6 protein-coding genes are annotated in these 7,609 nt (G+C 59.2%); 3 read left to right on the forward strand and 3 right to left on the reverse strand.

Annotated features, from left to right (window positions below; translation table 11 throughout):
• The 3 genes from R6U20_RS11340 to prmA all read left to right on the forward strand — a co-directional run.
• On the forward strand, positions 1–402 hold a 402-nt coding region (locus tag R6U20_RS11340), incomplete at its 5' end, for a 6-phosphofructokinase (protein WP_410337971.1).
• Between the two features lie 94 nt (positions 403–496).
• A complete protein-coding gene (gene ubiE / locus R6U20_RS11345) occupies positions 497–1,249 on the forward strand; it encodes a bifunctional demethylmenaquinone methyltransferase/2-methoxy-6-polyprenyl-1,4-benzoquinol methylase UbiE (protein ID WP_410337972.1) in 753 nt (250 codons plus the stop codon).
• A gap of 5 nt (positions 1,250–1,254) precedes the next feature.
• Positions 1,255–2,115 (forward strand): 50S ribosomal protein L11 methyltransferase, encoded by an 861-nt coding sequence (gene prmA / locus R6U20_RS11350; RefSeq protein WP_410337973.1) that lies wholly within the window; start codon positions 1,255–1,257, stop codon positions 2,113–2,115.
• A 797-nt stretch (positions 2,116–2,912) separates the two neighbouring features.
• On the opposite strand, the gene R6U20_RS11355 is transcribed toward prmA, so the two are convergent.
• The 3 genes from R6U20_RS11355 to R6U20_RS11365 form a co-directional block, all read right to left on the reverse strand.
• A complete protein-coding gene (locus R6U20_RS11355) occupies positions 2,913–5,339 on the reverse strand; it encodes a S8 family serine peptidase (RefSeq protein WP_410337974.1) in 2,427 nt (808 codons plus the stop codon).
• 944 nt (positions 5,340–6,283) lie between these two features.
• Entirely contained in the window at positions 6,284–6,637 is a 354-nt protein-coding gene (locus tag R6U20_RS11360; protein ID WP_410337975.1) for a TolB family protein, read from the reverse strand.
• A 255-nt stretch (positions 6,638–6,892) separates the two neighbouring features.
• Positions 6,893–7,609 (reverse strand): TolB family protein (locus tag R6U20_RS11365; RefSeq protein ID WP_410337976.1); only part of this gene is annotated, 717 nt, incomplete at its 5' end.

Here is a 7,609-nt window from a genome sequence, read left to right on the forward strand (position 1 = left end):
ATCCCCGAAACCATCACTGAAATGGAGGTCGTCAAAGAACGGCTCCTGTCGCTTATGTCCGCGCAGCGGCGCTCGACCATCGTCATTGTCGCCGAAGGCGACGAACTCGGTGGCGCACGTGGCATTGAGCAGGCGCTCTTAGACGACAGCGAATTCGACGATATCGACCTGCGCTCGACCATCCTGGGCCACATCCAACGCGGCGGCTCGCCCACTGCCAGCGACCGCGTCCTGGCCAGCCGCCTGGGCGTAGGCGCGGTCGAGGCGCTCCTCGACGGGCACTCCGAAGTCATGGTCGGCCTCGTGAACAGCGAGGTGAAGCTGACCCCGCTCCGCAACGTGTGGGGCCGCAAGAAGAGCATCGATTACGACTTGCTGAAGCTCACGCAGATTTTGAGCTAAGCCTGCCGGATCCCCACGTCCTCCGGCACTTCTACGCTGCGGACGGGATACAACACGCTGTACATCCCGCTCCACTTTTTCGCTCTCTGCTGCTATGTCCACGCATCCCCCTGCCAGCCACCCGCCGATTGGCGAAGTCGAAGGCAAGCGCGAACACATCGAAGCTATGTTCGATGCCATTGCCCCGCGCTACGACCTGCTGAACCGCATCTTAAGCCTCGGCATCGACCAGTACTGGCGTCACCGCGCGATCGACCTGCTGCGTCCGGAGCGCATCACGCGGCTTATGGATATGGCCACCGGCACCGCCGACCTGGCCATCATGGCTGAAGAGGAACTCCACCCCCGCGAGGTGATCGGCGTTGACATCTCTGCCGAGATGCTGCGCTTTGGACAGAAGAAGCTTGATCGGCGCGGTCTGGGCCCGCGTATTCAGCTGGTTCAAGGGGATGCGGCGGATCTTCCGTTTCCCGATGATTATTTCGATGCCGCGCTCGTGGCCTTCGGCGTGCGCAACTTCGAGGACCTCGATGCCGGGCTCGAAGACATGCACCGCACGCTGCGTCCCGGTGGCGTGCTCGTGGTGCTGGAGTTTAGCCAGCCACGGGGCGCACTCATGGCACCGCTCTACGACTGGTACTCGCGCAACGTGCTCCCGCGCATCGGCGGCACGCTCAGTCCCGATGCCGGCGCGTACCAGTACCTGCCGGACTCCGTCGCCGCCTTCCCCGACGGCCCCGACTTCCTCGACCGGCTGCACGGCACGGGCTACACCGATCTGCTGTGGGAGCCGCTCACCTTCGGCATCGCCTCGCTCTATCGCGGACGCGTTCCTGACGCTGCGTAACGCCTATGCCTGATAACGCTGCTACGCCGACTGTGGAGGTCACAATCACCGGCGCCGGTGCCCACCACGACGCCCTGACGACACTGCTGGAGGCGCACGGGGCGCATGGCTTCCATCCTGAAGGCGACACGTTTCGGGCGTACGTTGCCGCACCGGTCTGGGGGGAGGCGAAGGCCGATGCCGTGCGCGAGTGGCTGGATGCACAGGCTCCCAGGGCCGCGCTCCACATCGACACGATTCCAGCGCGCAACTGGAACGCCGAGTGGGAGGCCTCGGTCGAGCCGCAGCACATCGGACCGTTCTTCGTGCGTCCGTCGTGGTCCGATGCCGCGCCTCCCCCCGACACCTACCCGCCGCTTGTCATCGACCCAAAGATGAGCTTTGGCACCGGCTACCACGCCACCACGCGCCTGGTGCTGGAACTGATGACCAATCTGCCCTTCGACGGAGCCCGCGTGCTTGACGTAGGGACCGGCACCGGCATCCTGGCCATTGCCGCCTGCCGCGCCGGAGCCGCCCGCGTAGATGCGATCGACATTGACACATGGGCGGTGGAGAACACCCGCGAGAACATCGCGCAGAACGACGTGGCCGAGCGAGTGCAGGTGCATCACGGCACCCTCGCCGACCTGCCGCTTGCTTCCGCCGACATTGTGCTTGCGAACATCCACCGAGCCGTGCTCATCGACCTGATGCCGCAGTTTGCCAAGCGGCTGCGCGTAGGCGGGCACTGCATCTGCGCGGGCTGCCTCCTCAACGACGCCCCTGCCATGCGACAGGCCGCCCGTGAGCACGGCTTCACCGTGGCGAACGAACGCTCCTCCCTGCCGTGGTGGGCCGTGCACCTGACGCGTGCGGCGGCGTGATTTGTATCAGGGACGCAGGAGCGTCTCCAGGCCCGTCCAACGGGGGACCGTTGGACGCAGGGGGGTCAGGATGGGCTTCTCGCGTTCGTAGAGAGCAAACACTAACCCACCGCCTTCTCCCCGACTCTTCATCCTGGACAAGCGAGCGTGCGAGCGCGATCCAGAAATGAGCGGAGCGAATTCACATCGTAATCCAGAGCAAGGCGGCAGCCTCTCGTTACGAGGATATACCTGCTAAGACACTTTTGTGGGTCTATCTTAGGAACTTGGGCTACGTGCTGTAGGCGTGTCCGGGGACCAGGGGCACGCATCAAAAGCCGGTGCGCGCAGGGAAGGGATACGAGCCCCCACCTCCCCTTCGATCCCTCGCACAGCATTGATGCAGATGCAGGTACCCAAGGACGGGGCGGAGCCCCTGTACGGCACACGTCGCACGGCGGAGCCATGCGACGAGGGGGTTCTCTTTTGTTCATGCAGCAACGCCCCACTTCCCTCTTCACACTCGTCGCGAGGCTCTGCCTCGTGACCCACGTGTTGGGGGGCTCTGCCCCGTTTTCGCTCCGGAAATAGCGAATAACTCGTCAGGTGCGTACCTTCTAAGCAGGTGTCAACCAGTGTCGCCGGGGATGCAGGCGATTCCCGGCTATGGAAATCCTCTGATGATAAAACACAACGTACGGCTGCTGATTTCATAGTCCTACAGAGCCTTCACGGTAACGGCCCCACAAAACGTAGGGACGCCCGGTCGGTGCCGGGGCGTCCCTATACGCTACATCCAACATGTCCAGCGTTTACGCCTACCGCACGACGCTAATGCGCGTGGTGGTCTGGAACTGCTCTCCGGTCATGCGCAGGAAGTACGTCCCGCTGCTCAGACCGTCGGCTCCGGGCTGCACGGTGAAGCGCTTCACCTCGTTTGGCGCCATCGGGCCGTCGTAGACGGTCGTAACGCGCCGCCCGAGCACATCGTAGATCTGCACCCGCACGTGCTGACGCTCCTTGACCGCACTTTCCACGGTCATCTGCGCCCCCGCCGGGTTTGGATACGCCCGCAGCCGGTACGGATCCTCCAGCGTGATCTCTGCCTCTACGACATCCGACAGGAGCGCCGTCTCGCCACCCGCGGCCCACTGCAGCCGAAACTGGTGGGTGCCCGGCGCGAGCGCGTCAGTTTCAATCTGGTAGGTTGGCGCATCGGTAGAGTCAACCGGCGTCCTCTCTGCCACCTCGACGGTCTGGAGGTCGCTCCACGTGGCAGTGCTATCGGCGCGGTGCTGCACACGGAAGGTGCCCTCGCCCATCGAGCCGGTAGTCGTCCACGCCAGCTGGGCCGACTCGCCCTGGGGGGCGGCTTCAAACGAGCTCACCTCGGCGATCTGTGTCGCCGGGCAGAGGAATACGTTGTCGGCGCAGTCGGGAGAGACGAACACCGTCTGGTCGGCTTGCACGGTTTCGGATCCTCGGGTGACACTCACACGAACCGCTCCATCCTGGATCTGGTCATCGAAGTTTGAGAACGTATGCGAGCAGGAGGGGCCCGAGCAGAACTTCTGCGTCCAGTTGATCGAGCCGGGTTCCCGCACGCCCCAACTATAGCTGGTCGATCCTTCACCGCCTTCGACATCGGCCGTCCAGGTGCCGGATTGGCCGCTGTTTACAGTGCCTGGGCCGGAGAGGGTGACTTCGAGGGGAGGTGGAGGCGGTGTTCCTCCTGGTTCGCCAATGACGGTGTACTCGAAGCTCCCGTTTCGCTTGTGCACTGTGGGATCGAATGGGACCCACCCAATCTCCTGTCCATTGACGTTTGACTTGACGTAGTAGAAGTAGGTTGTTGCCTCGGCCGAGCTTTCCGATACTGATTTGGAGAGGTACCGACTTCCGTCGTTGGGATTGGCTGCCGAGAATCCCTGTTCGGTGACGGGCAGCCAGAACCAGGGGGTGTCCTCGTAATAGAACTCGGGGGAGGAGGCCGACGCGCTTAGCTCATACACATCGCAAATGTAATTGCCCGCGCCGTAGCTGATGCCGTTCTCTTTAACAAAGCCATTTGGAAAACTCCTAAGCGCATCCTCGCGGATTTTTGTGAAGGAGGCTGGGCCGTGGCTCACCTCGTATGGATCGCTGACGCGTTTAACTGCTTCGTGGGCATCGATCATTCCGTAGCCGACCTCTGGGTCGTGGCCACTGCCGTAGCTCTGCGCTGTTCGTTTCAAAATGTGCTCAATGTCGTAGGCCCGAAGGCTCGGCTCGGCAGCCAGTAGCAGACTGGCCGTGCCTGTTACAAAAGGGGCTGCGAATGAAGTGCCAGTTTTATCATCATGGTCACTACCCAATACGGTCGTGCGGATATCATCTCCAGGAGCTCCCACATCCGTAAATGAACGTGATGCCGTGTACGATGAAGCCGCTCCGCTCTGATCCATTGCACCTACGTTGACTATCCAGGGCCCCACATTATTGGGATAAGAAGACGTTTGAGCAGGGGGGCCTGACTTGTATGGATTCGCATGTACGAGAAGAACATCAGCCTCATACGCGCTACGGAGTGCCTGTGTAAGTGTTGTCGATTGATCGGCGAACCCCCAGCTATTGTTAATTACGGAAGCCCCAGCCGTCACAGCATTATCGATGGACTGGGCTGTGCCGACGAGTCCACCAAGTGGTTCAGAATGGATTTTGGCGTGCCAATCCACTCCGGCAACCTTTCCTGCAGGGTTGTCGCCCTTTGCTGCAGCGACTCCGGCCACAGATGTGCCATGATCAACACTGGGATTGGTGAACCCGCTGACTTTGTCTGAAAGGTCAACGTGGGTCGCCTCAACTCCACTATCAACGATACCAATAGTAGTGTTGCTGCTTCCTGTGGTGTAACTCCATGCTTCGGTTGCCCCAATATCAGGGCCACTGGTGTTGCGAAGTCCCCACTGTTTGTCGAAATCGTCTTGATCCGGAGGAATTACCTCGTCGGTTGCCCTTCCGGCATCGAGAGAGACCGTCTGCGATCGACTTTCAGAAGAGAGTCGAGGATCGGGCTGCTGGTTCTTCTCAGCGTACTGGACCCACTCAGGCAAGCGATTTAGCCGAGCAACCACTGAATCGCGATTGGCATTAGGGGGGAGTGTGATTACAAAAAGATTCGTGTAGTCCGGCACCCGGTACGTACGCTCGTTCTCCAGAACGCGCAGGGTGTCGGCACGGCGAAAATCAGGAAATCCTTTTGCCATACTTTGGGCTCTTGCCTGTTGTAATAATCCCTTGACCTGGCCCGGCAACTCCGCTTGGCCGATTTCGGCCTGGGTTGCACCGTCAGGGAGCGTGGCCGTGTCCGTTTCGAACATTACGATGACCTGTTGCTCTACGGGTGAGTCGGGCGGTCCTTCTTGTGCGCGAAGAGGCGTAGTGAAACAGAGGCTCAAAAAGAGGGTTGCTAGAAAAAGTGTGCGCATAGTCATAGTACCTGTGATTGTGGTGATTGTGATTGTGCGTATATGGCTCGGCCGACCTGCCCGTCCTCGCTTCGTGCCTCCCTGCCGGAGACTGCGCGCGAGCCTGCGTTATCGCAGGGGCCGAGTTTTTCATGATTCGATAACTGTTTGATGAATTATGGTATTTGTTGCGGTGCTCGCTGCGAGTCAGATGTGGGCTCGTACCGCTGCTCGGGCACCTTGCCGGTAAACTCTACGGGCTTGTCCGTGAGCGGAATGGTTACTACTTGCGTTGGCAATACCATTGTTCGGCATACACCCAGGTCGGGGACTGCCCCAATCTCCACCACGATCCGGTCCCCAGTGTCGTAAATCCCTTCAATTGCCTCGATTCGGTCTATGACCCTGCAGCCCGTATAAAAGTAACCCCAATACACTCCGATGATGATTCGACGGTCAAAATCGACAGAGGGAGGAGGATAGAGCTCATGGTTTTGATCGCGCAGCGTAACGTATTCATCCCAAAACTGGGCCCAGGTTAGGCTGTCGCGGAAGACCTGGGTTTGGGCTTCATGGACCTGGACCCCGTGGCCCCGTTCCACCCACTCGTAGGAGATTGACTCGCCAGGAGAACCGGCCGGTTCATCTTGAAACAAGCCACAGCCCCCCAGCACCATGAGTACCGAAAGAGCTACGAGCAGTGATATGAGTCGTTGGGAGAGGCAAGGCATTGGAAAAAGAGGTCAGTTCAACGGATTGCGAGAAGGATCGGTGATCTGGCGCAGCTCCGAGCCGTCGCGGCGGATCGTCCAGAGAGCGGTGTAGTCACTATCAGATGCAGGTCTGGAGAACACGATGCGCTCCGAGTCAGGTGCCCAGGCTGGTTCACGGCCGCGGTCAATGAGCTTCTGCTGCTCGCTGCCGTCGCTCCGCATTACCCAGATTTCAGACCCGCCATCAGTTATCGGCGCCCAAGCAATCCATTCGCCATTCGTACTCCAATCCGGATAGCGGTTATCGACAAATTCGTTGTTTGTAAGCTTGGTCGAGTCGGCTCGGCTCGTATCAGCGATGAAAATCTGAGTCTTATCATACACAAGCCGTTCGCCAGACGGGGACCAATCAGCTGGAGTAGCTCCAAATCCGAATTTGGTAAAGGTTGAGTCGGTGAGGTGGGCAAACCATATTCCTACCTCTTCTTGGTTGCCGGACCTACCAAACGTTAGTGTGTTACTACCAGGAGACCATCGCGGATGGAAAGAACTGCCGAATGACGTTACGCGCCGCAGGTCCGAGCCGTCTGGGCGAATGGTGTAGATGTCTCCTGCGGAGAAGGCAATGCGTTCCCCGTCCTACCCGACGGGGCCTTCCGGTCGAGTGGTGAGTTGCTCTTTGTTGGACCCGTCAGCGTCCATGACCCAAATGGTGTGCTCTGAGCCAATGTAAACAATGCGCTCTCCATCTGGAGACCAGTCGGGCTGACCTGCTGACCACCATCGATTTTCGATTGTGGTTAATGCCCGTTGATTAGAGCCGTCGGCGTTCATAGTCCAAACTTGGGAATTGATCTGGACGACGATCTCTTCCCGACTTGGGGAAAATCTCGGATATCGAATATCAGCAGCGCTTTCATTCTCCTGATTCAACGACGTTAGCCGTGTCTGTTGCTCTTCCCCAGTGTTGATACGGAAAATTTCTTTGCGTAGTCCTGTATAGATGAGATAGTGGCCACTCGGTGACCAGTTAGGATATCTTCCTCCCGCGACTTTTGTCCCCTGTCTCCTTTCACTCGTTATCATATAGATTCCGCACGAATCAGGAGTAGGGTTTGCAGCCGTCCCGCAGTTCGTGTTGTCATATGCAATTCGTTCCCCATTCGACCCCCAATCAGGAAAGAAACATCGCCGATTAGGGCGAGAAAGTTGCACAACACTGGAGGTATCCACAACGCCTTCTTTAAAAGCAGCTTTATAGATCTGGGCCCCTGCCTCGAAAACAAGGCTATCCCCATCCGGGGACCAGTCGCCGTAGAGGCTTGATCCAGCTAATACCTGCTGACGCTCAGTTCC

The organism is Longimonas sp., from assembly GCF_046498435.1.
Lineage (GTDB): Bacteria > Bacteroidota > Rhodothermia > Rhodothermales > Salinibacteraceae > Longimonas.